The 2168-nt window shown below is 61.9% G+C and carries 2 protein-coding genes; both read right to left on the bottom strand.

Annotated elements, in window-relative coordinates; all coding sequences use genetic code 11:
* Positions 1-30 precede the first annotated feature (30 nt).
* Positions 31-876, bottom strand: a complete 846-nt coding sequence (locus AC062T_RS07600) for a PP2C family protein-serine/threonine phosphatase (protein ID WP_476028802.1) — start codon at positions 874-876, stop codon at positions 31-33.
* Between the two features lie 76 nt (positions 877-952).
* A complete protein-coding gene (locus AC062T_RS07595) occupies positions 953-1996 on the bottom strand; it encodes a TerC family protein (protein WP_476028800.1) in 1044 nt (347 codons plus the stop codon).
* Positions 1997-2168 lie beyond the last annotated feature (172 nt).

Raw genomic sequence — 2168 nt, 5'->3', positions numbered from 1 at the left:
GGAAATAGCGGAGGTGACTCACGGATGTGACTACTTTCTGGGTCGGGTCTCTTCGAGGTGATGCGGCATACCGCGGTCGACGGTTTCTTCGTCGGCCGTGTGAACCGAGCCAACGAGCTCGGAATCCACCACGACCACGGTCACGTTATCGGAGCCGCCAGCCGCGAGGGCAGCCGCAACAAGACGATCGGCAACGCTCTGCCCCTCCGGAAGGTGGAAACGATCGGCCAGGATGCTCGCGATCTGGTCGTCGTCGAGCTCCTTGGTGAGCCCGTCGGAGCAGACGAGAAAGAGCTGTCGCCCGCCGAGCGGCAACAGCCAGACATCCGGGTCAACGTCGATGCCGACGCCGATGGCCCGGGTCACGACATTGCGAAACGGATGGGTCGCCACTTCGCGAAGCGAGATCTCGCCCAGATCGAGCAGCTCTTGAACGGCGGAATGATCGACCGTCACCTGCTCGAGCACGCGCCCGTCCCAGCTATAGACGCGACTGTCGCCCACGTTGAATGCCATCCAGTGGCAGTCATCGCCCGCCGCGATGAGCGCGAGCCCGGCGAGGGTCGTGCCGGAAACCGTGCCGACGATATCGTCCCCGGCCAAGCCCACAACGGCCGAGTTGGAATCGCGAATCGTGCTGACGACGTCTTCGACCGAGGGCAAGCCCTGCGGCGGAGAGGCCGCAGCGAACGTCGCGGCCACGGACTGGCTGGCCCTATCGCCAAACGAGTGCCCTCCCATACCGTCGGCAACGACGAACACGGGAGGGTCCGCAAAAAAGCTGTCTTCGTTAACCTTGCGAACGAGGCCAAGGTCGGACGCCGACGAGACGGCCAGGCGCAGGCTACCCACCGACAGTGTCAGTTCATAGTCCACGCAGGCTCCCCTTGCATCCTGTGGGCGGGGTGATCTCCCGCACCGTAGCAATCATCCCTGCGTTGAACACCGGGCGCTAGTGCGACTTGGGCTTCTCGTCGTCTTCTTCTTCGCCGTGGAAGTTCGGCGCGCCCAGCGGCATAGCCAGGGGGCTGCGGTGCAGCTTGATCAGGCTCGCGACAGTGGCAACGACCATGGAGGCCACGATCACACCGAGTGAGAGCCACGTGTTGATCTCGGGGACCCACAGAATCGGCTCTCCACCGTTGATGAACGGCAGCTCGTTGGCGTGCATCGCGTGGAACACGAGCTTGACGCCGATGAACGCCAGGATGAAGGCGATGCCGTACTTGAGGTAGACCAGGCGGTCGATCAGGTCACCGAGCAAGAAGTAGAGCTGGCGGAGGCCCATGAGGGCGAACACGTTGGCGGCGAACACGATGAACGGGCTCTGCGTGATTCCGAAGATTGCGGGGATCGAGTCGAGCGCGAAGACGAGGTCGGTGGTGCCGAGCGCGATGATGACAACGAGGATGGGCGTGAAGACCTTCTTGCCGTCGACAACGGTGCGCAGCTTGCCGCCGTCGAAATCCTCGGTGATGCTGATGCGGCGACGCAGGAACGCAATGATCTTGCTTTCCTTCTCTTCTTCGTCCTCGTGCCCGGTGAACGCCTGGTTCCAGGCCGTGAAGAGCAGGAATGCGCCAAAGATGTAGAACACCCAGCTGAAGTTCTCGATGATCGCAGCGCCAAGGATGATGAAGATCGCGCGCAGCACAAGCGCGATGACGATGCCCACCATGAGCACCTCTTGCTGGTATTTACGCGGCACCTTGAAGCGGGACATGATGATGAGGAAGACGAAGAGATTGTCGATGCTCAGGCTGTATTCCGTGAGCCAACCGGCGATGAACTGCCCGCCATGTTCGGCATCCCCCAGGATGAACATGAGGGCGGCAAAGAGGAGCGCGAGCCCCACGTAGAAGCCGATCCAGAGGCTGGACTCCTTGACCGTGGGGATGTGTGGGCGCTTGTAGGCGAGGACAAGGTCGAAGACGATGATCGCCGTCAAGACAACGAGCGAGCCGATTTCGAACCAGGCGGGCAGGGCAAGTTCCATGGGAATCCATTCATGGGAGGCAGGACAGAGTCCGAAAGTCTCTCCCGCGTCGGCAACAGTCTCGACGCCATCGCGGCCGGGCCAGCATCAGAGATGACCGTATTGACGACCGCGACATAGGGCCTAAGCCCCTAGGGATACTCCCCTTCGCTCGGACTATCGTAACGCAGCA

It is taken from the genome of Homoserinimonas sp. (assembly GCF_056262345.1).
The sequence above is the reverse complement of the archived record's forward strand: the minus strand, read 5'-3'. Positions and strand labels throughout refer to the sequence as shown.